The organism is Microbacterium pygmaeum (assembly GCF_900100885.1).
In the GTDB taxonomy this organism is placed as follows: Bacteria; Actinomycetota; Actinomycetes; order Actinomycetales; family Microbacteriaceae; genus Microbacterium; species Microbacterium pygmaeum.
This window is the reverse complement of record NZ_LT629692.1, coordinates 903,051-925,846: the sequence shown is the minus strand read 5'-3', so window position 1 is coordinate 925,846 and position 22,796 is coordinate 903,051. Positions and strand designations below refer to the sequence as shown.

The 22,796-nt window shown below is 69.9% G+C and carries 19 protein-coding genes; 7 read left to right on the top strand and 12 right to left on the bottom strand.

Annotated features, from left to right (window positions below; all coding sequences use genetic code 11):
• Window positions 1-153: 153 nt before the first annotated feature.
• Together BLT19_RS04270 and BLT19_RS04265 are read right to left on the bottom strand one after the other, a co-directional pair.
• A complete protein-coding gene (locus tag BLT19_RS04270; protein WP_231917785.1) occupies window positions 154-4,005 on the bottom strand; it encodes a proline dehydrogenase family protein in 3,852 nt (1,283 codons plus the stop codon).
• A 50-nt stretch (window positions 4,006-4,055) separates the two neighbouring features.
• On the bottom strand, window positions 4,056-4,562 hold the full coding sequence (locus tag BLT19_RS04265; protein ID WP_091486933.1) for a hypothetical protein: 507 nt from the start codon (window positions 4,560-4,562) through the stop codon (window positions 4,056-4,058).
• Between the two features lie 159 nt (window positions 4,563-4,721).
• Between BLT19_RS04265 and BLT19_RS04260 the strand changes: the two genes are divergently transcribed.
• Genes BLT19_RS04260 through BLT19_RS04250 form a run of 3 tightly spaced genes read left to right on the top strand, consistent with a single transcriptional unit; the run spans window position 4,722 to window position 6,471 of the window.
• Complete coding sequence (locus BLT19_RS04260; RefSeq protein ID WP_091486931.1) at window positions 4,722-5,366, top strand: hypothetical protein; 645 nt, start codon at window positions 4,722-4,724, stop codon at window positions 5,364-5,366.
• Window positions 5,363-5,932 (top strand): hypothetical protein, encoded by a 570-nt coding sequence (locus BLT19_RS04255; RefSeq protein ID WP_091486928.1) that lies wholly within the window; start codon window positions 5,363-5,365, stop codon window positions 5,930-5,932. The genes BLT19_RS04260 and BLT19_RS04255 overlap by 4 nt, the downstream gene beginning before the upstream one ends.
• Window positions 5,929-6,471, top strand: coding sequence for a hypothetical protein (locus tag BLT19_RS04250; protein WP_091486925.1), 543 nt, complete (start codon window positions 5,929-5,931; stop codon window positions 6,469-6,471). Before BLT19_RS04255 ends, BLT19_RS04250 begins: the two co-directional genes overlap by 4 nt.
• Here BLT19_RS04250 and BLT19_RS04245 read toward each other — a convergent pair.
• Genes BLT19_RS04245 through BLT19_RS04235 form a run of 3 tightly spaced genes read right to left on the bottom strand, consistent with a single transcriptional unit; the run spans window position 6,458 to window position 9,568 of the window.
• A complete protein-coding gene (locus tag BLT19_RS04245) occupies window positions 6,458-7,744 on the bottom strand; it encodes a hypothetical protein (RefSeq protein WP_197673018.1) in 1,287 nt (428 codons plus the stop codon). The genes BLT19_RS04250 and BLT19_RS04245 overlap by 14 nt on opposite strands.
• A 39-nt stretch (window positions 7,745-7,783) precedes the next feature.
• Window positions 7,784-8,344 (bottom strand): acyl-CoA thioesterase, encoded by a 561-nt coding sequence (locus BLT19_RS04240; RefSeq protein ID WP_091486922.1) that lies wholly within the window; start codon window positions 8,342-8,344, stop codon window positions 7,784-7,786.
• A gap of 51 nt (window positions 8,345-8,395) precedes the next feature.
• Window positions 8,396-9,568 carry a GAF domain-containing sensor histidine kinase gene (locus BLT19_RS04235; RefSeq protein ID WP_091486920.1) on the bottom strand — a complete coding sequence of 391 codons (1,173 nt, stop codon included), beginning with the start codon at window positions 9,566-9,568 and terminating at the stop codon, window positions 8,396-8,398.
• 111 nt (window positions 9,569-9,679) lie between these two features.
• Here BLT19_RS04235 and BLT19_RS04230 point away from each other — a divergent pair, with 111 nt between their 5' ends.
• Window positions 9,680-10,186, top strand: a complete 507-nt coding sequence (locus BLT19_RS04230; protein WP_091486918.1) for a GNAT family N-acetyltransferase — start codon at window positions 9,680-9,682, stop codon at window positions 10,184-10,186.
• A gap of 7 nt (window positions 10,187-10,193) precedes the next feature.
• Complete coding sequence (cofE, locus tag BLT19_RS04225) at window positions 10,194-10,985, top strand: coenzyme F420-0:L-glutamate ligase (protein ID WP_091486915.1); 792 nt, start codon at window positions 10,194-10,196, stop codon at window positions 10,983-10,985.
• A 5-nt stretch (window positions 10,986-10,990) separates the two neighbouring features.
• On the opposite strand, the gene BLT19_RS04220 is transcribed toward cofE, so the two are convergent.
• The 4 genes from BLT19_RS04220 to BLT19_RS04205 all read right to left on the bottom strand — a co-directional run bounded on the left by BLT19_RS04220 (window position 10,991) and on the right by BLT19_RS04205 (window position 15,422).
• Complete coding sequence (locus BLT19_RS04220; RefSeq protein ID WP_231917784.1) at window positions 10,991-11,794, bottom strand: MBL fold metallo-hydrolase; 804 nt, start codon at window positions 11,792-11,794, stop codon at window positions 10,991-10,993.
• A gap of 4 nt (window positions 11,795-11,798) precedes the next feature.
• On the bottom strand, window positions 11,799-12,986 hold the full coding sequence (locus BLT19_RS18175; protein WP_331710703.1) for a cytochrome b/b6 domain-containing protein: 1,188 nt from the start codon (window positions 12,984-12,986) through the stop codon (window positions 11,799-11,801).
• Window positions 12,987-13,647: 661 nt separating this feature from the next.
• Window positions 13,648-14,637 carry an electron transfer flavoprotein subunit alpha/FixB family protein gene (locus tag BLT19_RS04210; protein WP_091486909.1) on the bottom strand — a complete coding sequence of 330 codons (990 nt, stop codon included), beginning with the start codon at window positions 14,635-14,637 and terminating at the stop codon, window positions 13,648-13,650.
• 8 nt (window positions 14,638-14,645) lie between these two features.
• On the bottom strand, window positions 14,646-15,422 hold the full coding sequence (locus tag BLT19_RS04205) for an electron transfer flavoprotein subunit beta/FixA family protein (protein ID WP_091486907.1): 777 nt from the start codon (window positions 15,420-15,422) through the stop codon (window positions 14,646-14,648).
• A 110-nt stretch (window positions 15,423-15,532) separates the two neighbouring features.
• Here BLT19_RS04205 and BLT19_RS04200 point away from each other — a divergent pair, with 110 nt between their 5' ends.
• Window positions 15,533-16,069 carry a MarR family winged helix-turn-helix transcriptional regulator gene (locus BLT19_RS04200; protein ID WP_091486904.1) on the top strand — a complete coding sequence of 179 codons (537 nt, stop codon included), beginning with the start codon at window positions 15,533-15,535 and terminating at the stop codon, window positions 16,067-16,069.
• A gap of 110 nt (window positions 16,070-16,179) precedes the next feature.
• On the opposite strand, the gene BLT19_RS04195 is transcribed toward BLT19_RS04200, so the two are convergent.
• The 3 genes from BLT19_RS04195 to BLT19_RS04185 are packed head-to-tail and all read right to left on the bottom strand — an operon-like array spanning window position 16,180 to window position 19,079.
• Entirely contained in the window at window positions 16,180-16,962 is a 783-nt protein-coding gene (locus tag BLT19_RS04195) for an enoyl-CoA hydratase (protein ID WP_091486901.1), read from the bottom strand.
• Between the two features lie 36 nt (window positions 16,963-16,998).
• Complete coding sequence (gene mmsB, locus BLT19_RS04190; RefSeq protein WP_091486898.1) at window positions 16,999-17,904, bottom strand: 3-hydroxyisobutyrate dehydrogenase; 906 nt, start codon at window positions 17,902-17,904, stop codon at window positions 16,999-17,001.
• Window positions 17,904-19,079 (bottom strand): acyl-CoA dehydrogenase family protein, encoded by a 1,176-nt coding sequence (locus BLT19_RS04185; RefSeq protein WP_091486896.1) that lies wholly within the window; start codon window positions 19,077-19,079, stop codon window positions 17,904-17,906. The genes mmsB and BLT19_RS04185 overlap by 1 nt, the downstream gene beginning before the upstream one ends.
• Before the next feature lie 216 nt (window positions 19,080-19,295).
• Between BLT19_RS04185 and BLT19_RS04180 the strand changes: the two genes are divergently transcribed.
• The gene (locus BLT19_RS04180; protein WP_091486894.1) at window positions 19,296-22,736 is read left to right on the top strand and encodes a choice-of-anchor I family protein; all 3,441 of its coding nucleotides are present in this window, start codon (window positions 19,296-19,298) and stop codon (window positions 22,734-22,736) included.
• Window positions 22,737-22,796 lie beyond the last annotated feature (60 nt).

The window sequence follows — 22,796 nt, the reverse complement described above, 5'->3', positions numbered from 1 at the left end:
TCCGGCGGCCGGGGTCGCTGGCCCCCCAGCCAGGCACGCCGTCGAGTCCCGAACTCGACATGGGCGTGACCATCTGCAATCTTGCCGGGCGGCGCCGGCTCGGGCTAGAAAGATAAGTTGTTTTTCCTCAGCCGCCTCGCGCGTTCGATGCGCTCAGATGACGGCTTCGCTCCACCGATCGGGATTGCCGAACCGGTGCGCGGTGATGCTGATCGCCTGCTCGCGCAGAAACGGCAGCAGCTCGAGGCGCCCGGCGATGGTCACCTCGTTGGCATAGATCGCGAGATCGGGATCGCCCTCGACAGCATCCGCGAGTGTGCGGCGCACCCGCTCGACCGACTCGGATGCCCCGACCAGGCGCACGCGCGAGAGTCGGTTCTCCGTCTCGGACTGCGCAGCGATACGGGCGACCCAGTCCGCGTCGGACTCGACCCATACATTGACGCCGACATCGGAAAGGACGCGCCGCACGGCGGGCGGCAACCCGACCGGCGCCGAGATGTCGAACGGTGCGCCCGCCCGGATGCCGGCCACGACCACCCGCAGCACCGCCTGCCAGGTCGCGTCGCCGGTCGCCCGCACTTCGACCCCCGGCATGGGCCGGTACCGGAAGAGGTTCCGCTCCACCCCGAGCCTTGACACGTCGCGCACCCGGCCGAACTCACGGTCCCAGACGAGCGCGTCCGAGAGGGCGCCGCGGCGCAGCCACTCGAACGAGTCGTAGTCCAGCGACGGCTGCGCCGCCTCGATGATGCTGGTGATGCGGGTGTCCAGGCCCCGCAGATGCAGGGTGCTCGAAGCCGGCGAGCCCGAGGACGGGCGCCACGAGCCGAGTCCGATCAGGTAGTTCGGTCCCCCGGCTTTCGTGCCGGCCCCCACGGATGACCGCTTCCAGCCGCCGAACGGCTGACGCTGGACGATGGCGCCCGTGGTGCCCCGGTTGACGTAGAGGTTCCCCGCGTGCACGCCCTCGAGCCAGGTCGCAAGGTCACCGGGGTTCTGGGTGTAGAGCCCGGCGGTGAGCCCGTAGGCGACGGCGTTCTGCATCTCGAGCGCCTGGGTCAGCGAGCTCGCGTGCATGACGCCCAGGACGGGACCGAAGAACTCCTCCATGTGGAAGCGCGAGCCCGGCTGGACGCCGGTGCGGATGCCGGGGCTCCAGAACCGGCCCTCGTACTCGGAACCGTGATCGAGGGGGCGGGGCTCCACCAGCCACCGCTCCCCGTCGTCGAGGGTGGTCAGCGCCCAGGCGAGCTTGCCCTGCGGCGACTCGATCACCGGGCCCACCTCTGCCAGAGGGTCGCTCGGCGGCGCGACGCGCAACGACCGCGCGGCATCCATCAGTTGGCGCGCGAAGCGCTTGGAATGCCCCACGGGTCCGACCAGGATCGCCAATGACGCTGCGGAGCACTTCTGCCCGGCGTGGCCGAACGCGCTTCTGATGAGATCGGATGCTGCGAGGTCGAGGTCTGCCGAGGGCATGACGATCATGGCGTTCTTGCCGCTGGTCTCGGCCAGCAGCGGCAGGTCGGGCCGCCACGAGCGGAACAGGTCGGCCGTCTCCCAGGACCCGGTGAGGATGACCCGGTCGACGTCCGGGTGCGAGATGAGCTGTCTGCCCAGCGCGCCCTCTTCGATGTCGACGAGCGCGAGGACCTCGCGCGGCACTCCGGCGGCCCACAGCGCTTCGGCGAGGACTGCGGCACAGCGGCGAGCCTGCGGGGCGGGCTTGAAGACGACTCCCGACCCGGCGGCGAGCGCGGCGAGCACTCCGCCGGCGGGGATCGCGAGCGGGAAGTTCCACGGCGGCGTGACCAGTGTCACTCGCGCGGGCACGAACACCGCGCCGCTGACCCGGTCGAGCTCGCGGGCGGTCGCGGCGTAGTAGTTGGCGAAGTCGACGGCTTCGCTGACCTCCACATCCGCCTCTGCGAGCACCTTCCCCGTCTCGGACGCGGCCACCTCGATCAGTTCGGCCCGGCGCGCCTCCAGTTCGCGCGCCGCCGCGATCAGCAAACTCGACCGCTCGGTCGCCGGCAGCGCCCCCCAGGCGGCGGAGGCCACGCGCACGCCCGTGATCGTCGCTTCGAGCGCGTCAGGCTCGGTCACCAGTGCGGCGGCGATCGTCGCATCGCCCGCCGTCGAGGTGTCGATCCGGTCGAAGATCCCGCGTGCCCATTCGCGGTTGGCGGGCAGAGACGGATCGCTGTCCGCGGCGTTGCGGAATCCGGGGGCCCCGAGGGCACGCTCGTCGCTCTCGCGCGGCGCGAACACGGCGGTCTCCACGTAGGCGTCGCCGCCGAACAGCAGCGCCTCGGCCTCCGGCTCCAGCGGTGCGGTGTCGCCACTGTCGTCCCGATCGGATCCGGAGGCCGACCTCGCGATATCGAGCACTGCCTGGGTCAATCCGGCGTCGGATTCGGCGGGGGCCTCACGCAGAACTGCTCGGGCGGGGCCTCGCGGTTCGCCTGCTGCCCGTTCGTTCCGGTCCTGCGTGCGCCGGGGGCCGGTGGGCAGCGCCGCGTCCTGCGCCCGGAGGATGGAGGCGAGGAAGCGCTCCCGCTCGCGGTCGAACATCGTCGGGTCCTCGGCCAGCTCGAAGGCTGCGGAGAGGAAGTTCTCGCTCGAGGCGTTCTCCTCCAAGCGGCGGACGAGGTAGCTGATCGCGACGTCGAACTCATCGGGTCGGACGACCGGGACGTACAGCAGGACGTGCCCCACCTCGCGGGCGACGGCTTCGACCTGGCCCTGCGCCATCCCGAGGAGCATCTCGAACTCGACATCATCGCTCCTCGAGCCGCCTTCGCTCCCTGAGCCCGTCGCGGGGCGGACCCCGTTCTCCGCCGCCAGCAGCCACGCGTAGGCGACGTCGAAGAGGTTGTGCCCGGCGACGCCGACGCGCACGACTCGGGTGTGCTCGGGCTGAAGGGCGAAGTCGAGGCAGCGCAGGTAGTTCGCGTCGGAGTCGAGCTTGGAGGAGTAGGTCGCCACCGGCCAGTCGTGCATCGCGGCATCCACTCGCTCCATCGCGAGGTTCGCGCCCTTCACGAGCCGCACCTTGATGCGCGCCCCGCCGCCGTCGACGCGCTGGGTCGCCCACTCGGTGAGCTCTGCGAGCGCGGGCAGCGCATCCGGGAGGTAGGCCTGCAGCACGATGCCGGCCTCGAGATCGGTCAGGCGCGGGTCCTCCAGGATCCGGGTGAAGACCGCGATCGTGAGATCGAGGTCGCGGTACTCCTCCATGTCGAGGTTGATGAACGTGGTGCCCGAGTCGGCTGATGCATCCGCAGCCGCGGTCAGGTAGAGCGGCAGCAGCCGCTCGACCACCTTGTCGACGACCTCGTCGAACGCCCACATCGAGATGTGGCTCGCGATGGCCGAGACCTTCACCGAGACGTAGTCGACATCGGGGCGCCGGATGAGGTCGTGGATCCCCTCCAGGCGGCGCCGCGCCTCCTGCTCGCCGAGGACCGCCTCGCCGAGCAGGTTCAGGTTCAGGCGCGCGCCGCTCTCGCACAGCTTCGCGATCGCCGGGCCGAGCTTGTCGGGTCGCGCGTCGACCACGAGGTGTCCTACCATCTCGCGGAGCACGCGGCGGGCGATGGGCACGACGGGCGACGGCAGGATCTGCGCGGTCGCGCCACCCACCTGCACGGCGGTGCGCAGATACCAGGGCAGGAATTTCGGCACCAGCGGGGCGACGCGGTGGAGATTGGATGCCGCGGCCGACAGCGACTCGGGGCGCATGACGCCGTCGACGAAGCCGATCGTGAACGGCAGCCCGTTGGGATCCTTCAACACCCCCGCGAGTCGCTGCGCAGCAGGGTCGACCTCGACCTCGGCGCTCTCGGCGATCCACCGCTGCGCCAGCTGCACTGCTCGCTCGGGGAGCGCGCCCGCAAGCGGGTCGGTGCGTTCGGGCGACGTCCCCGATCCGCCTCCACCGGCGGCCGGAACGTCGGTGTCTCCCTGTGCGGAACCTGTCCCTGAAGGGCTCATCACCATGCGACCAGCCTACGACCGCGGGTCGCGGTCGCAGGCGGTGACGCGTCGGATCAGATCCGGTCGGTGCGTCGGGTCAGCGGGTTACCGTCGGCGTCCCGCGGACCGTCCAGAACAGGATCCTCGTGCGTGTCGGTCCTCGCGTCGGGACCTGCAGCCGTGCCGGTCCTCGGCGTCGTCTCGACGGAGGGGTCGAGCTCATCGGCCTTGCGCAGCGCATCGGCCTGCTCGGCACGTCGGTCCGCGGCATCCGCTTCGTGGCTCTGGATCGTCTCCTGAGCGCGTTGGGCGTCGACATCGGCCTGCGCGGCCCGCGCTTTGGCCTGTTCGGACGCGGCGACCGCGGATGCGGAGTCGGCCCGCGCCTGCGCCGCGTCCGCCTCTCGCTCCCGTGCGGCCAGCTCGGCCTTCCGCGCCTCTTCGCGCAGACGTTCGGCCTTCTCGTGCTGCGCTTCGAGTCGGCGTGCAGAGTTCCGGCGCGACACCGCGATACCGACGACCACGAGGATCGCGACGACCAGTACAGCGACGATGATCCAGATGAGCGTGCTGTTGTCCATTGGGCACTCCTTCGATTCGAGACCTTCGGGGGAACGGTCCCGATACGAGGGAACTCCATCGTGCGCCGCTCGGCCAGCGCCTTGCGGACCCGCGGCGCCTGGGGTAGCGCGACCGGAAGGTCATCGATGCGCACGGCGGCCGAGACCTAGGGTGGGAGGGTGACGAGCGATGGGGGCGCGCCTGCGCCGCGGCAGCGCTTCCGGTGGCTGCGTGCGGCGACCGACCGCGTCCCGACGCGATGGTTCGCCGCCCTCGGCACCGCGGTGTTCCTCGCCGCGACGGCCGCCTTCGGCGGGCTCGCGACAGCCGCCGTGCCGAGCCCCGCGGTCATCGAGGCCGGCGACGAGCACCGCAATGACGAGTTCGCGCTGACGATCGAGCGCGCGGTCCTTCTGGACGACTTCCCCGAGGCGGGCGCCGTCGTCGACCCCGAAGAGAACGAGCGCGTGCTCGCCGTGCAGATCGCGATCGAGAACCGCTGGACCGAGCCGATCTGGTTCACCCCCTCCGCGGCGGCCCAGTCGCTGCGCATCGACGAGGTCGCCGGTGTACCGGTCGAATCGGTGGCGCGCTACGACGACGCCACGACCAGCCCCTGGCTGCAGCCGGGGGTACCCGCCGAGTTGGTGGTGACCTGGATTCTGGATGCCGGCGATCTGTCGGACGGCGACCTGCTGCACCTCACCGTCAACGACCTCTCGCTGTACACCGGGTCGTTCATCACGACAGGACAGACCTGGGAGGACCCGGTTCCCGCGGCGACGCTGACACTCGTGGTCACCGATGCCGGAATGGGCTCGTGAGCATCGTGCGGGGCGCGGCCGCGCGACGATGGGCCGCGGCGGCCGCCGGAGCGGCACTCGTCGCCGCCGCCTGGTGCGTCGCTCTGGTGACCCCGACGGAGGACGACGCCGTGCTCCCCTTCGTCACGACGATGCAACTCGGCGAGCAGGCCGACGGGCGCAACCTCGCGGTGACACTGCTCGACGTGCACCGCGCCGATTCCGTCATCGCGGGCGGATGGTCCGCCGACGGCAACTGGATCGTCATCGATCTCGACGCCGAGGCGATCGACGAGGAGAGCGGCGCCCTGGTCGCACTGGCGACCCTGCAGGTGGGCGGAGCCACATACCAGGCCAGCGAGCGCCCGGAATCGCTCTTCGAACGGCCGCTCTACGCAGGCCTCCCGCAGAGCGGCAGCCTTGCGTTCGAGCTGCCCGCGGCGGTGGTCGGCGGCACCGCCGTCCTGCACCTCGGGCTGCACAGCGACCCGCGCCTGGACACGCTGATGGAAGCCGAGCTCGATCTCGGCGCGCTTCCCGTCGAGTCCGATGTCGAGATGATCCCGACCGGCTGGAGCGGACGATGACCGCGCCCGATACGCAGACGCCGCCCGCGCCGCATTGGTGGCGCCGCAACGCGCTGGGGCTCGGCGCCTTGGTCGTGCTGATCCCCCTCACGGTCGGGGTGATCGCCGCCAACGAGTGGTCGCAGTACGACGCCGGTCACCCGACTCAGCCGATCATCGTGCAGGCCGGAGACGCGGTGCGGTACGACGGAGCCGGGATCGGGCCGGCCCGTGCCGAGTTCACCGACAATCCCGCCGCGCCGGCCGGATCCCGTGTGCTGCGCACGACCACCCTGATCACACCGCTGGACGGTCCCCTCGCCTGCGCGACGCCGGTCCTGCGCGAGCTCACCGGGGCCAAGCGCCAGTGGGACGAGGCATCCGGCCTGCTCGATCTCGACTACGACCCGGAGGCGCACTCGACCTGCGACTCCGAGCGGCCGATCCGCTACTCCCTCACCTTGCACTACCTGCTGCCGGATGACGCGGTCGGCCCGTTCGCGCTGGACCTCGCGGGCGACCCGCTCCCTCAGTTCGTGCGGTTGGTCATCGAGCCGTGATCTCGGCGTCGGGCGCGGCATCCGGCTCGGCACCCGGCTCCGGCTCCGCAGGAGGCCCTGTCGGCGCTGGAGTCAGGCGCCCGATCACCGCGTCATAGGCGCTCGCGACGAGCACCACACGCAGCGGTTCGATGATCAGCGGCACCGCGAGGAAGATGAGCGGCTCGTTCAGCATCCAGAAGCCACCGAGATCGTTGGGGCCGATCACGCGCGTGATGCCCAGCTCCAGAGCCCCGTCGAGCCAGAGCAGCACGGTGAACAGCAGGATGTACGTGCCGATCAGCACCGGCCCGGCCCGCCACATCAGCAGGATCGCTCGGCCGATGGGCTGGAACCGGGCGATCAGATCCGACCAGATGTCCTGCAACCGCGCCCGCAACCGCGATGGCAGGGTGTTGTACCGCGCTTGCGCGCGCAGGACGATGCCGCCGCTCAGTCGCGCGGTCTGCGGCGCGACCGCCTGACCGTAGATGACGCCGGCGATCGTGAGCCAGGCCAGCGGCAGCAGCACGATCCCGCCCACCTCGCCGAGGAACCACTCGATCCCGTCCCAGATCCACGCGACCGGCACCAGCTGGGCGCCGACCCATTCGCGCAGCTCACCGAGCCAGACGCTGCCCTGCCGGGTCTGCACCCATGAGGTCACCGTGTTGAGGGCATCGGCGATCAGCGTCACCGAGAGGTAGACCCACAGCACCTCGAGATAGACGGCGATCGCGGCGAGGCCTCGCGGCAGTCTTGCGCGATAGCGCTTCCACAGCCAGCGGCCCGCGAAGGCGACGACGATGATCGCGATCGTGAGGGGTCCGAAGCTCAGCTCGCCGACCGCGGCGTCGCCGGCACGCTCTGCGTCGGTGCCGATGGTCTCCATGATGAGGCCCGTGTTGATCTCGAGCAGACGCGAGAAATACGCCTGCGCGTCCTCACGCAGATAGCCCCACGCCGCGTAGAACGCGACGAACGGAAGGATGCCGCCCAGGAGCGCATCCGTGAAGGCTCGGCGCCGCGCCACACGGTCGGTGGGGATCGGTGCCAGCACGCCCAGCTGCACCATCCCGTCGCGCAGGACCAGCAGCATCGCGACCAAGGCGACCAGCCGGCTCAGGATCGCCAGCGGGAACAGCAGCGCTCCGCCGATGGCGCTGTAGGCGCCCACGTAGCCCGCGACCTGGATCGTGACGTAGCGACCCAGTGTGCCGGCGAGGTACAGCGCGAGCAGCGCCGGCCAATGCCTCCACAGGAGGGTTCCGGCGGTGCGGAGCGCTGCGATCACACGCTCACGTTATCGGGCGCTTCACCCCGCGACGCGGAATCAGGCCCAGCGGCTGGGTGCCGGCACGCGCGTGGAGGGGAGAGCGGATGCTGCTGCCCACTCGATCACCCACGGTGCGAGCTCCGGCAGGTTGTCGGGCTTGTGCAGCGCGGCGAACAGCTCCTCGTGCGGGACGATGCCGCCAGTGCGCCGCAGGAATCGGGCGCGGACGACCATCTCGGCGTAGACCTCTCCGCCCACGACCGCCCGGTGCATGAGGTAGGCGGACTTCTCGTCGTGACCGAGCAGGCGCGATTCGACCGTGAAGCGCTGCCACAGCTCGAGCGACTTGCGGAAGGTGATGGTCTCGCTGGCGACGACCGCGTACCAGCCCTGCTTCTGGAACACGTCCCAGATGCCGGTGCGGATCAGCAGATCGAAACGGCCGAGATCGAACAGCGAGCCGTACCGGCCGTTGTTCATGTGGCCGAGGATGTCGATGTCGGTCGGCAGCGTCCGCACGCTCACCCGGCCGATCGTCGTCGGTTCGAGGATGCCGTCCCGGCGCAGCTTCGCCTTCGCGCGCCAGATGGTCAGCAGCGTTCGCCAGATCACGTTCACGAGCCGATGGTAGCCATCCGCCGTCGGAAGGACGACTCGGTTGTCGATCGGCTACAGCGGGACGACGACCCAGACGCTGGTTCCACCCAGCGGGGAATCGTCGATGCCGATGCGCCCGCCGTGGGCGCTGGCGATCCGCTCGCAGGTGGACAGGCCGATGCCGAGACCCGGCACATCGTGACTGACGTCGCGTTCCATGAGGGCGAAGACCCGCTCGCGCTGATCGGGAGCGATGCCGGGACCATTGTCGTCCACCGTCAGCCGCCAGCTGCCGACGAGCTGCTGCGCGCGGATCTCGACTCGTGGCGTCGTGCCCGCGGCGCTGCTGAACTTGATCGCGTTCGCGACGAGATTCTGCATGAGCGCGCGCAGGAGTGTCCGGTCTCCGACCACCTGGAGGTCGGCATCCACCGTCACGGTCGCGCCGCTCGCGGTGATCGCGGAATCGAGATCCTCGATCACCGACGCCGCGATGTCGGCAAGTGACAGCTCGTCGCGATGCGGCTTCGCGCCACCCAGTCGCGCGTACTCCAGCAGGTCCGAGACCATGACGGCCATTCGCTCCGCTGCCGCCTCCGCGCGTCCGATCGCCCACGACGCGCGGGGCGCGTCGACCATCTCCGGGCTGTCTGCGGCGAGCTCGAGGAAGCCGGTGATCGCCGTCAGCGGGTTGCGCAGGTCGTGGCTGACCTGACCCGCGAACAGCTCCAGCTGCTCGTTGGACTGACTGAGCTCCCGCGTGATGCGGCGCAGCTCGAGGACGTCCACGACCTGGTGGGCGAGCAGGTCGAGCGCCTTCTGGTGGTCGGGCGAGAGCTCGCCGGTGTCCTCGTCGAAGACGCAGAGGGTGCCGATGGCCACGCCGGACGGGGTGATCACGGGGCTCGAGGCGTAGAACCGGACGTGGGCGATCTCGCCGGTGACGAACGGGTTGGTCGCGAAACGGTCGTCCTTGCGCGCATCGCTCACGACGACCGGGCCTGGATCGGCCAGGACGACCGCGCACATGGAGTCCTCGCGTGCACAGGTCGCGGGCGTGAACCCGACGGCGGCGACCTGATGCTGGAAGCGATCGTCGATGATGTTGATCACGGCGGTGGAGACCCCGCACACGGTTGATGCGAGTTCGACGAGTCCCTGCAGATCGGCGACCGGCGGCGCGCCGATGAGCGCATAGTCGGCGATGGCCTCGGCCCGCGTTCGATCCGCAACAGTGGATGTCACCGGCGTCCCCCCAAGATCGGTCGTGACCCGATCAGGATAGCCGCAAAGGCCCGTCGCGCCGCGGCATCCGCTCGATTTCCCTCCCCGCGGAGCCGAGCGTAGAGTCTGGCCATGGAAGCCGAACTGCAGACCGACATCGTCGTCCGTCCGGTCCGGGACGTCGATGCCGAGGCTCTCGGCCGCGTCCACGCGACCTGCTGGCACGAGACCTACGACCACCTGATCAGCAAGGCCGCCCTCGAGGCGGTATCGCCCCGCCGGCTCGCCGAGCTGTGGACCCACTGGGCCGCGCAGGGTCCCGAATTCAAGATGTACGCCGCACTGGTGGACGGCGAGATCGTCGGGTTCTCGGGCTCGGGCCCCGCTCGCGACCGGGATGCCCCCGCCTACCGTGAGCTGTATTTCATCTACCTGCTGGACGCCTACCACGGCACCGGCATCGGTCAGCGGCTCTACGACGCGGTCGTCGACGCCGGGGACTCCTTCTACCTCTGGGTCGCCGAGGACAATCCGCGCGCCCACCGGTTCTACGTGCGCAACGGCTTCGCATTGGACGGTGCCACGCACACCGAGCCCTTCCTCGGTGAGACGCTCACCGAGGTGCGGTTCGTCCGCTGATCCGACGTTGCTGAGCGTCTGGGCCCTCAAGGGCATTCCCGAGATCGTCCCGGGCGCCGACCTCGTCGCGCTGATCGGGGCGGCCGCGGGTGCATCTCTTGCCGACGGCGACATCCTGGTGGTGACCTCGAAGATCGTCTCGAAGGCCGAGGGTCGCATCCTCGCCGCGGACGATCGAGAAGATGCGATCACCGCCGAGACGGTGCGCGTCGTCGCGACGCGGACCTCGCCCACAGGGCATGTGACACGCATCGTGGAGAACCGTCTCGGCATGGTCTCGGCGGCCGCCGGGGTGGACGCGTCGAACACGCCGGAGGGCACGGTACTGCTGCTGCCCGTGGATCCGGATGCCTCGGCCCGCGCCCTCGCATCGGGTCTGCGGTCGCTGCTGGGCGTCGAGGTCGGCGTGATCGTGTCCGACACGCTCGGTCGGGCGTGGCGTGACGGGCAGACCGACAGCGCGATCGGCGCCGGTGGCGTGCACGTGTTCGAGGACCTGCGCGGACAGACGGATGCCGAGGGCCGCACGCTCGTGGTGACCCTGCCGTGCGTCGCCGACGAGATCGCCTCCGCCGCCGACCTCGTCAAAGGCAAGGCGTCGAAACTCCCCGTGGCGGTCGTCCGCGGCCGCGGGGACCTCGTGGGCCCGCTCGACCTCCCCGGTGCGCGCTCGATCGTGCGCGATCAGGCGCACGACATGTTCCGCCGTGGGGCCGATGAGGCGTTCGCCGACGGGTTCGCCGCGGGCGCGGCATCCGTCCATGAGCGCGATGCGGAGGCGTTCGGCTCCGGGCCGTAGCCCCGTCAGCGACCGACGAGGTACTCGAGATGGGCGGCGGTGGAGGCTTCCGCGGCGAAGCGGACCGCAGGGTTGAGCCCGGCGTAGACGATGTCGGTCACCTGCGAGACGACCTGCGCATCCCGCGAGGGCTCGGCGCCCAGCGATTTCAGCGCACGCTGGATCTCGATCAGCCGCAGATGCCGGTGCCCGTGATATCGGCCGGCGATCGTGCGGAGGTTCGGCAGCTTCGGGCCGTGCGCCGGCAGCACCAGCTGCGCCCGGGGCAGGTCTCGGAGGCGCTCGAGCGAGGCGAGGTAGTCGTGCAGCGCCCCCTCGGCCTGGGCGAGGATCGTCGTGCCGCGCCCGAGGATCGTGTCGCCGGTGAGGACCGAGCCGATCGGTTCGGCCGAATCGAGCGCGCCGTCGTCGGGCAGGTGGAAGCACACCGAATCGCTGGTGTGCCCTGGCGTGGCGAGCACGACGATGCGTGTCCCGCCCGCGTCGATCTCCTCGTCATCCCGAAGCGGCGGCGCGTCGATGCACAGTGTGGGCTCCATCGCACGGACGGTAGCACCGGTGCGCGCCGCGAGCGCCGGAGCGGCCTCCACATGATCAGCGTGGTGGTGCGTGAGCAGGATCAGCTCGACGGGGCCGAGCGCCTCGATGCGGTCGAGGTGCTCGGAGACCTCGGGTCCCGGATCGACGACGACCGCCGCGTCGGCGCCGGGAGCACGGAGCACATAGGTGTTCGTGCCGTCGAGCGTCATCGGTCCCGGGTTGGGGGCCAGGACGCGCGTCGTCAGGCGGCTCCAGGGCTGCGATTCCACGACGTCAGCGCCCGCTGACTTTGCCGAACAGTCGTGCGATGGGTGCGAGGACGAGTGGTCGTGCGGCGACCCATGCGGCGGCGATGACGACGAGGGAGGCGACGAAGAGCCAGAACCCGATCCAGTTTTCGGCATACGCGGTCCCGTCGGTGGAGCCGAGTGATGCGTACATGTGGTTGAGGTTGCGCAGCGCCCCGGTCGCGAGGACCAGGAACACGTGGATCGCGATGAACACGACGAAGTACAGCATCACGGGGAAGTGCACCGCACGGGCCCATTCGACCGGGTAGATGCGGTTCAGGGTCTTGGCGTTCTTGGGCCAGATCCCCGACATCCGCACCCCCGTGATGATCGCGAGCGGCGCGGCGAGGAACACGGTGCCGAAGTAGGCGAGCTGCTGCAGGGCGTTGTAGTTGACCCACCCGTTCTCGGTGGGCCAGTCCAGCGACACGTACTGCAGGGCGGCGCTGATCGCGTTCGGGAACACCTCCCACGAGGTGGGCACGATCTTCATCCACTGACCGGTCGCGAACAGCAGCACCACGTAGATCACCCCGTTGACGATCCACAGGATGTCGAGGGACTGGTGGAACCAGAGATTGAGGCTGATCTTGCGTTTCGGGTTCGTTCTCGGCGACCAGAACACGCTCGGCCGTTTCTCGCCCCGCACCTGCAGACCGGATCGGATGATCAGCACCATCAGGAACACGTTGAAGAAGTGCTGCCAGCCCAGCCACGGCGGGATCCCCACCGGCGCACCTTCGGGGAGGTGATACTCGCCCGGATACGTCGTCAGGAACTCCTGCAACGGCTCCAGGCTGAGCAGCCACCGCACCGCGAACACCGCCATCGCCGCGGCGAACAGCAGTCCCGCACCGCCGACGACCACCGCACCCGCCCACTGCACGCGCGTGAACGGGCCGTAGCGTTCCGGCTCGGCCTTCTCGACAGGCGCCGCGCGTCCGCCGGCCCCGTCGAACACGGTCCGCGTGAACGGCAGCGGGACCGAGGTGTCCGACAGGGCGAGGACGGATGCTGCGGCCGGCACGACTGCGTCGGCGACGACCAGCGCCTCCTCGGGATCGGCGCCGACCCCCGACGCGGGCGCCCCGACGGTCTCCGCGGTCTCAACGGTTTCGTCTGCCTCGGCGGTCTCGACGGTCTCGACGGTCTCGACGGTCTCGACGGTCACAGCCTGCCGGGCGGGCGCGTACCCCGCCGGCGGCCACGGTTCTCCACCCGGAACCCGCGGCAACCCGCGACGGAGAGACCTGCCGCCAGCGCCGGCATCCGCTCGCAACTCGCTTGCCTCGGATGGCGCCTCGGACGTCGCTGCGGCCGCTCTCTGAGGCAAGCCAGCATGGGCAACACCGACGTCGGCGGGGTCATTCGCCTCAGATGACGCCGTCGCGGCGCCCGAACCCGCACTCTGAGGCAACCGAGTTTCGAGGGCGGCGGCCGGTACCGCGGACGCCGCGATTCCGACCGCGACAGCGCCAGCCGGAGGCCAGGGCTCGCCACCCGGGACGCGCGGCAGTCCGCGGCGGATGCGGGGCTGCTCGGCTGTCGCGAACCGTCCAGCATCGGCGCTTGCAGAGCCTGCTTGCGACGGCGGAGCAGGCGCCGAGATCGACGTTGCCGCGGGCGCTGCGACAGTGCCACCCTGAGCGATGACAGGTGCGGAGGCGTCGGGCGTTTCGTGTCGCTGCGCTGGCTCGACGGCCGGGAGCGACGCAACGACCGGCGACGCCGACACCTCGACGGGCGCCTCCGTCCCGGCGGGCGGCCACGGCTCGCCGCCGGGCCTGCGGGGCAGACCCCGCCGCACAGTCGTTCCGGATGTCGCCACCGGGCTACGCCCTCTTCGCCTCGATGGCGGCGATCAGCTGCGGGACCACCGTGAACAGATCCCCGACCACGCCGAAGTCAGCGATCTCGAAGATCGGCGCATCCGCGTCCTTGTTGATCGCGACGATCGTCTTCGCGGTCTGCATGCCGGCGCGGTGCTGGATCGCGCCCGAGATCCCCAACGCCACATACAGCTGCGGCGACACCGAGACACCGGTCTGCCCCACCTGCGCGGTCTGCGGGATGTACCCCGCATCGACCGCGGCGCGCGACGCACCCACCGCCGCCCCGAGCGCGTCGGCGAGCTGCTCGACCAACACGAACTTCTCCTGCGACCCGAGCCCGCGGCCGCCCGAGACGACCTTCCCCGCCCCGCGCAGCTCCGGTCGGGTCGAGGCCTGCGTCGCCTCCGCGAAAGAGTCGATGGATGCCGCGGCCTTGCCGGATTCCGTCACCGTCAGGGTGTCGATCGTCGGCGACGCGACCCCGTCGGCACGGGCTTCGACAGCCCCCTGACGGACGGTGATCACCGGCGCGCCCCAGGTCGCCGCCGCGTCGACGTTGTACGAACCGCCGTACACCGAATGGTTCGCCACCACGCCCTCGTCATCGCGGGAGACCCCGACCACGTCGACGCACAGCGCCGACCGTGTCCGCGCAGCGAACCGGCCGGCAACATCCCGCCCCTCGATGGAGTTCGACACGAGGATCGCATCCGGCCGCACCAGGTCGGCCGCGGCTGCCAGCGCGTCCACCGCCGGAACCGTCAGTGACGAGGACACCGCATCGGTCTCGGCCACCAGCACAAACGGCGCGCCGAGCGCGGCCACCGCCTCCGCCGCCGCCGCACCCTCGCCCGCCGCGGTCACCACGAGCGCGACGGGCGTGCCGACACCGGCGGCAGCACCCACGAGACCCGCGGTGCTCTTCGGCAGCGCCCCGGAGGGCAGCACGTCCACCAGAACGAGGATCGAATCAGCCGGAAAGTCAGTCATCTTCGTCCTCACACCAGTCGGTTCTGCGCGAGGAAGTCCGCGAGCTTCTCGCCAGCATCGCCCTCATCGACGATCTTCGTCCCCGCCGAACGCGGCGGCTTCTCCGCGATCGCGAGCACGATCGAACGGGCTGCCGCCGGGTCCGCGGCATCGATGGCCAGATCGGCCAGGGTCACCGTCTCGAACGGCTTCTTCTTCGCCGCCATGATGCCCTTGAAGTTCGGGAACCGCGCGTCCGGCATCGCCTCCGTGATCGAGATCACCGCAGGAAGCGGCGCAGACACCTGCATCGTCCCGGCATCCGTCGCCCTCGTCCCCGAGACGGACCCATCGGTGATCTCCACCGCGACCAGCGCGGTCAACTGCGGCACCCCGAGCAACTCGGCCACCATCGCCGGGATCACCCCACCCGTCCCGTCGGTCGACAGATTGCCGGCGATCACCAGGTCGAACCCGGTCCGCTGCACCGCAGCCGCGAGCACCTCCGCCGTCAGCCCCAGGTCGGCACCGACCAATTCCGGGTCGGCGACATGCACAGCCGAGGCCGCACCCATCGCGAGCCCCTTGCGCACCGTGGCCGCGGACCCTTCCGGAGCCATCGACAGCACGACGACCTCGGTGCCGGGATGCTTGTCCGCGAAGCTCAGCGCGACCTCGAGCGAGCGCTCCCCGATCTCATCGAGCACCGTCTCGCTGGCACCACGGTCGGCCAGCCCAGTCTCGAGACTCAGCTTGCGGTCCCCGTACGTGTCCGGGACCTCTTTGACCAGCACAACGATCTTCATCAGCAACGCTCCTTTGCCCGTTCAATCCTAATGTTCAGGCGCCACGGCGCCGCGCCCGCCCGGCTCACGGACGAGCCGCTAGCGTGGGAGCGAGGGGAGGGACGCACACCATGGCCGCACGTGGACCCCTGCCCGTCGACCCGATCGCCGAGGCCAAGCGTCAGTGGCTGGCGCACGGCTGGGACGAGGCCGCGCCCGGCATGTCCGTCGTCACCTCGATCATCCGCGCGCAGCAGCTGCTCCTGGCCCGCATCGACGCGGCGCTCAAGCCGTTCCGCCTCTCGTTCGCCCGGTATGAGATGCTGCGACTGCTCGGGTTCACACGCGAGGGGCGGATGCCGATGGCCAGCGCCATCGCGCGGCTCCAGGTGCACCCGACGAGCGTGACGAACACCGTCGACCGGCTCGTGCGCGACGGCCTCATCGAGCGCGAACCGCACCCCGCCGACGGCCGTGCGGCGATGCTCGTCCTGACCGCATCGGGTCGCGAGCTGGTCGACCGAGCGACCGACGCACTGAACAGCGACGTCTTCGCCGCTCCCGGGCTGTCCGAACAGGACACGGCCGACCTCGTGCGCATCATCGCGCGATTCCGCAAGTCGTCCGGCGACTTCACCGAACCGCGGCCGCTGCCCGACCCGCTGTAGCGCTCCCTGCGCGTCGTCGCCTCGAGACCCTGCCTTTCGGCCGAGACCCGCGCGCGCACGCGACGGTCTCACCATTCCGCCCAGGTTCGGGCGCCCGGCGCCGAAGGGTCTCACCGGTTCTGGAAGTCGGGCGACCGCTTCTCGCGGAACGCCGACATGCCCTCCTTCTGGTCGGCGGTGTCGAACAGCGCGGCGAACGCGTGTCGCTCGAATCGGAGGCCCTCGGCGAGGGAGGTCTCCATCGCCGCGTCCAGGGCAGCCTTCGCCGCGTAGACCGACGGCAGCGACTTCGACGCGATCGTCTCCGCCGTCTTCGAGGCCTCGGAGAGGAGATCTGCGGCGGGGACGACGCGCGACACCAGTCCGGAGCGCTCGGCTTCCGCGGCATCCATCATCCGCCCGGTGAGCACCAGTTCGGCAGCCTTGTAGTACCCGACCGCTCGGATCAGCCGCTGCGATCCGCCCATCCCGGGGATGACGCCGAGGTTGATCTCGGGCTGGCCGAACTTCGCCGTGTCGGCGGCGAGGATGATGTCGCACATCATCGCCAGCTCGCAGCCGCCGCCGAGCGCATAGCCCGACACCGCGGCGATGACCGGCGTGCGCAGGGCGGCGAACCGGGCCCACTCGCCGAAGTGGTCGCCCATGATCATCTCGAGCCCCGACTTGGACTCCATCTCCTTGATGTCGGCGCCGGCGGCGAACGCACGCTCCGAACCGGTCAGGACGATGGCGCCGATACTCTCGTCCGCATCGAAGGCGGATGCCGCGGCCACGACGTCGCGCATGATCTGCGTGTTCAGCGCGTTGAGCGCCTCCGGCCGGTTCAGGGTGATCCACCCGACGCGTCCGCGGGTCTCGACAAGGATCGTCTCGTAGCTGTCGGGCTGCATGTCGTCTCGCTTCGCTTCGCTGTGGAACCAGGGCGCTCAGGCAGCGGTGCTGTCGGCGCGGATCGTGTGGATGATCCCCGAGAAATCCTGCCCTGCCCCGGCGCCCGCGGCGAACTCCTTGTAGATCTCGCGCGCCAGACGGCCCATCCGGGCATCCACACCGGTCAGATCGATCGCCTGCTCGGCCAATCCCAGGTCCTTGTTCATCAGCGCACCCGCGAAGCCGGGCTGGTAGTCGCGATTGGCCGGACTCGTGGGAACCGGTCCCGGTACTGGGCAGTTGGTCGTGAGCGCCCAGCACTGCCCGGACGCGTTGGATGCCACATCGAACAGCGCCTGGTGGTCCAGGCCGAGCCGCTCTCCGAGGACGAAGGCCTCGGCGACCGCGATCTGCGACACCGCGAGGATCATGTTGTTGCAGACCTTCGCCGCCTGTCCGAGACCCGCGCCTCCGCAGTGCACGACCCGGCGGCCCATCGTCTCCAGCAGCGGCCGGGCGCGTTCGAAGTCCTCGGAAGACCCGCCCACCATGAAGGCGAGCGTCGCGTTCTCGGCACCCACGACCCCGCCCGAGACCGGCGCATCGAGCGATCGATGCCCCGCCGCCTCGGCGAGATCGTGCGCCGCGCGGGCCTCGTCGACGGCGATCGTCGACGAGTCGATGAAGAGCGTGCCCGAGGCGGCGACGGCAAGCAGGCCGTCGGCACCGTCGGTGCCGCGATAGGCGTCGAGGACCTGTGCGCCGCTCTGGAACATCGTGATCACGACGTCGGCGCCGACAGCCGCCGCCGGACCGGAGTCGGCGACGCCGAGACCGGCTTCCCGCGCGGCATCGACCGCTGCCGGGTACACGTCGAACCCGACGACATCATGCCCGGCTGCGGCGAGATTGCGCGCCATCGGCAACCCCATGTGCCCGAGCCCCAGGAACGCGATGCGCATCAGCGAGAACCCTTCAGCAGTTCGCGCCCGATGATGACGCGCATGATCTCGTTCGTCCCCTCGAGGATCTGGTGCACCCGCAGATCTCGCACGACCTTCTCGATCCCGTAGTCGTGCAGGTAGCCGTATCCGCCGTGCAGCTGCAGGGCTTCGTTGGCGATGCGGAAGCAGGCATCCGTCGCGAACCGCTTCGCCATCGCGCACTGCATCGCCACATCCGGCGCCTTCTCGTCGATCGCCCGCGCCGCATCCCGGACGAGGGCGCGCGCCGCGCGGAGCTCGGTCGCCATGTCGGCGAGCGCGAAGACGACCGCCTGCTTCTCGGCGAGCGGCTCGCCGAACGTGAAGCGCTCCTGCACGTACTGCGTCGCGCGGTCCAGGGCCCACTGCGCACCCCCGAGGGAGCACGCGGCGATGTTGATGCGACCGCCGTTGAGCGCTGACATCGCGATCCGGAAGCCCTCGCCGAGCGAACCGAGGAGAGCGGATGCCGGAACCCGCACCTCGTCGAGGATCACCTGACGCGTGGGCTGGGCGTTCCATCCCATCTTCTTCTCATTCGGCCCGAACGAGAGCCCCAGCGAGTCAGCGGGCACGAGGAACGCCGAGATTCCCCGTGCGGCCCCCGCCCCCGAGCTGGTCGAGGGATCGGTGCGCGCCATCACGATGTAGACGGATGCCTCGCCGGCTCCCGAGATGAACTGCTTGACGCCGGTGAGCACGAACTCGTCGCCGGAGCGGATCGCACCGGTGGTGATCGCCGCGGCGTCCGACCCTGCGCCGGGCTCGGTCAGGCAGTAGCTGCCGAAGCCGCGCATCGCGGTCAGTTCCGGGAGCCACTCCCGCCGCTGTGCCTCTGAGCCGTAGGTGTCGATCATCCAGCCGACCATGTTGTGGATGGTGACGAAGGCCGCAATGGAGGGGTCGGCCTTCGCGAGCTCCTCGATGATGACGACGGCGTCGGAACGGGTGAGACCGGAGCCTCCGACGTCCTCGCGGACGGAGATCCCGCCGAGTCCGAGCTCCCCCGCCTGACCGAGCACGTCGCGCGGGAAGTGCTTGCGCTCGTCCCAGTCGAGCGCATGCGGCGCGATCTCCGCCTGCGCGAAGTCGCGCACTGCGTCGACGATCGCATCCAGTTCGTCGGTCGTTGTGGACGGCATCGTCATGGTCATTCCCAGCCCCCGTCGGCGGTCAATGTGTGCACTGAAGCGCGCACAGCTGCGGCATCCTGACTATTTTACATGGACCTCCGATTATCTGCTCGGTCGTCCTCTCGTTCGTGAGGACGCCGCCCGTTCGCCGTCTGTTCACCATCTCGACGGAGTCGCCCTGTAGTCACGGAGAGCGCTTCCGCGCAATCCCCTGCACCCCACTCGATGAGGAAATCGATGCCTTCGCATACCCATCGCCGTTTCGTCGCACTCGCGACGACGACGGCCGTCGCCTGCGCGCTCGTCGTCGCACCGATCACCGCGGCCACCGCTGCCGTCGTGCCCGAGCCGATCTCGTATTCGGCCGACGACGCGGCGTTGACCCTCGCACCGATCGGCTCGCACGAGAGCGGCGTCTTCGACGAATCCGCTGCCGAGATCGTCCAGGCCTACGGTGACCGGCTGTTCGTCGTCAACGCTCAAGCAGGCGCCGTGCAGGTCCTGGACTGGACCGATCCCACGGCGATCGCCGAGGAGTTCTCCCTGACCTCGGAAGGCGTCGCGAACTCGCTCGCCATCCGCGCCGACGGCCTCGGCGTCATCGCCTTCGAGGCACCGGTCAAGACCGACCCGGGTCACCTGGTCTTCTTCGACGCGAACGCGGCGGATGAGGCATCCGCTCTCCTCGGCTCGGTCGAGGTCGGCGCCCTGCCCGACATGGTCACCGTCTCGAAGGACGGCGGGTACGCCGTCGTCGCCAACGAGGCAGAGCCTGCGGACGACTTCAGCATCGACCCCGAGGGGTCGATCGGCGTGGTCTCGCTTCCCGACACCCTCACCGCACCGACGCAGGACGCCGTCGCGATCGCCGGCTTCCACGACTTCGAGAAGGGCGGCAGCAAGACGCTGCCCGCCGACGTCCGCGTCTTCGGCCCCCAGCCGCACGGCGATGACCTTCCGGTCAGCCGCAACCTGGAGCCCGAGTACATCACCGTCGTCGACGGCACCGCCTACGCCGCCCTGCAGGAGGCGAACGCGATCGCGGTCGTCGACCTCGCAACGGCGGAGGTCACCGACATCCTTGCGCTCGGCTTCAAGGATCTGGGCCTGGAGGAGAACGCGGTCGACCCGAGCGACCGGGACGCCGGGTACGCCCTGCGCACCTTCCCCGGGCTGAAGGGCATCTTCATGCCCGACGGCATCCAGTCCTACACGGCCGGGGGCCAGACCTACCTGGTCACGGCCAACGAGGGCGACGCCCGCGAGTGGGGCGACTACGTGGAGGGCACCCGTGCGAAGGACATCGCCGAGGACGGGTACGGACCGGTCTGCGAGACCAGTCCCCTCGCCTCGCAACTCGGCGATGCCGACCTCGGTCGGCTGAACGTCACCACCGAGAACGGCTTCAACGCCGAGACTGCGTGCTACGACGAGCTCTACGCATTCGGCGGCCGGTCGTTCTCGATCTGGACGACCGACGGCACGCAGGTGTTCGACTCCGGTTCGCAGTTCGAGGAGATCACCCACACGGCCGCGCCGGAGTACTTCAACTCCAACCACACCGAGGCCAACTTCGAGGGCCGCAGCGACGACAAGGGACCCGAGCCCGAGAACCTCACCATCGGTGAACTGAGCGGACGCACCTACGCGTTCATCGGCTTCGAACGCGTCGGGGGCATCGCCGTCTACGACATCACCGACCCCGGGTCATCCGAGTTCGTCACCTACGTCAACAACCGCGACTTCGCCGCCGACGCCGAATCCACCGCCGCGGGCGACCTCGGCCCCGAGGGCATCGTGTTCATCGCAGCGGAGGACTCCCCCACCGGCACACCGGTGGTCGTCACCGGCAACGAGGTGTCCGGCACCACGACGGTCTTCGAGATCACCGACCACCTGGCTCCTGCCACCACCGACATCCAGGTGCTGACGATCAACGACTTCCACGGGCGCATCGAGCAGAACCTCGCGAACGGAGAAGCCGGCGCCGCGGTGCTGGCGGGGGCTGTCGACTCCTTCGAGGCGGCGAACCCGAACACGCTGTTCGTCTCGGCCGGTGACAACATCGGCGCCTCGACGTTCACCTCGTTCATCCAGGACGACGAGCCCACCATCGACGCGCTCGTCGCGGCGGGGCTCGACCTCAGCGCCGTCGGCAACCATGAGTTCGACCAGGGCTTCGCCGACCTCACGGGGCGCGTGACCGACTCGTACGGCGACGCGGTGTTCACCCTCGGCGCGAACGTGTACGTCGAGGGCACCGACACACCGGCGCTTCCGGAGTACGCGATCGAAGAGGTCGACGGTGTGCGCATCGGCTTCATCGGCACCGTCACCGAGCAGACCGCGGCGATGGTCAGCCCCACCGGGATCGCCGACATCGAGTTCGGCGATCAGCTCGAGGCGGCCGACCGGGTCGCCGCGGAGCTCACCGAGAACGACCTGGCCGACGTCATCGTGCTCCTGACCCACGAGGGTTTGGCGACGAGCGACTGCGCGGACGTCCTGGCCGATGACACCGCCTACGGCGAGCTGATCCGTGGCGCATCGCCCGAGATCGACGCCATCGTCTCCGGGCACACGCACCAGACCTACAACTGCCTGGTGCCGGTCGATGAGACCGACCAGGAGCGCCCGGTCATCCAGGCGCACCAGTACGGCACGACGCTGGGCAAGCTCGACATCTCGGTGGATGCCGAGACCAGCGAGCTGGTCTCGGTCACCGGTGGTCTGGTGCCGCTCGTGAAGCCCGCGGACACGGTCGCCGGCACCCCCGCGACCGCGCTGTTCCCTGAGGACCCGACCGTCAAGGCGATCGTCGACGAGGCGATCGTGGTGGCAGAGGTCGAGGGGGCCGTCGAGGTCGGATCCATCACGGCCGACATCCTCCGCGGAGGAACGGCGGGGTCGGACCGTGGCGTCGAATCGAGCCTCGGCAACCTGACCGCGGACGTGTACCTGTGGGCGACCTCGAACGAGGACTACGCGGGGACACCGGCCGAGATCGGGCTGATGAACCCGGGCGGCCTGCGGGCCGATCTGCGCTACGGCACCGACGGGACGATGACCTTCCGGGACGTCGCCGACGTGCAGCCGTTCGCGAACACGCTCGTGACGGTGATACTCACCGGTGCGCAGCTGAAGGCGGTGCTCGAGGAGCAGTGGCAGCCCGACGGTTCGTCACGGCCGAAGCTGCACCTGGGTGTCTCGGACGGCTTCTCGTACGAGTACGACCCGGATGCCGCGCGCGGCGCGCACATCGTCTCGATGTCGCTCGAGGGCCGGGCGATCGCCGACGACGACGAGTTCACCGTCGTGACGAACTCGTTCCTCGCGGCCGGTGGCGACAACTTCCTCACCTTCGCCGAGGGCACCGACCGGACCGACACGGGTCAGGTCGACCTGACCGCGACGGTGGACTTCTTCGAAGCCAACTCGCCGGTCTCGCCCGCCGACCTCGGTCGCGCGATCCTGGCGACCGATGACTCGACGTCGCCTCCACCCTCGCCGTCGCCGAGTTCCACGGAACCGGCCGCCCCGGGTTCGACCCCGTCGAAGGGCAACCTGGCGACGACCGGAACGGAGTTGCCGGTCGGCATCGCGCTCACCGCGGCGCTGCTGCTGATCCTCGGCGGTGTGCTGTTCGTCGTCCGTCGCCGCAGGGCCGACGCCGCGTAGCAACCACGCGGCGGGACTGCTCCCCCGTCGCGAACCGTCCTTCGGCGCCTGCCGAGTGGA